1 protein-coding gene is annotated in these 943 nt (G+C 77.7%); it reads left to right on the forward strand.

Annotated elements, in window-relative coordinates:
* A partial coding sequence (locus OZN99_RS32450; RefSeq protein WP_270939299.1) for an AMP-binding enzyme occupies window positions 1-943 on the forward strand: 943 nt, incomplete at both ends.

Genomic DNA, 943 nt, shown 5'->3' on the forward strand with positions numbered 1-943 from the left:
AGCTCGAGGAGATCGAGGACCGGCTGCGCCGCGCCCCCGGCGTCGCCGCCGCCGCCGTCCTCGCCGACCGCGACGCGCCCGGCGGTCCCCGCCTGCACGCCGCCGTCGCCGCCGCGCCCGACGCCCCGCCCGACCTCGAACAGGCGCTGCGCCGCGACCTGCGCGCCGCCCTGCCCGCCTACATGCAGCCCACGCGCCTGCTCGTCCTGCCCGAACTGCCACGCCTGCCCGGCGGCAAGGTCGATGGCGTCGCCCTGCTGGCGCAGTTCCGCGCCCTCCCGCCACCTGACGGCGGCCCCGTCGATCCGCAGGTGGCGCGCGCCTGGCGCAGCGTGCTGGGCCGCACGGCAGAAACCAGCCTGTCCTTCCGCGAGGCCGGCGGCGACAGCCTCGGCTTCCTCCGCCTCGCGCTGGAGACCGAGCGTCTCACCGGCCATGCCGGCGTCTTCGAGGCGCTCCACCCCGACATGACCGCGGCCGAGATGTCCGCCGCGCTGCGCGCAGGCCAGGTGCGGCGCGGCGGCGTGCGGGTGTTCTTCCTGCCCGGCATGGGCGGCGACACCGAGACCCATGCCCGGCTGCGCGACGGCTGCCCGGGCATCGACTTCGTCGTCGCCCGCTATCTCTCCTGGCGCGACTTCGCCCGCGCCGGCGCGCGGCCGGAGGCCGATGCGGAGGCCGTGCTGCCGCAGGCACTGGCCGCCTTCGACCAGGGCCAGCCGCGCATCCTGCTCGGCTACTCCTATGGCGGCGCCATCGGTCACCTGCTCGCGCGCCACATGGCCGCGGCCGGACGGCCGGTGCAGGCGCTCCTCGTGCTCGACAATCCGCTGGCCGTCGGTACCGAGGAGTCCGGCGCCGCGCCGCCCGCCGGCGCGGCGGAGCCGCCGGCAGCCATGCTGCGCCGCTGGCTGCGCTGGCAGCGGCGGAAGCTCGGCGCGGA

It is taken from the genome of Falsiroseomonas oryzae, from assembly GCF_027856955.1.
Taxonomy (GTDB): Bacteria; Pseudomonadota; Alphaproteobacteria; order Acetobacterales; family Acetobacteraceae; genus Falsiroseomonas; species Falsiroseomonas oryzae.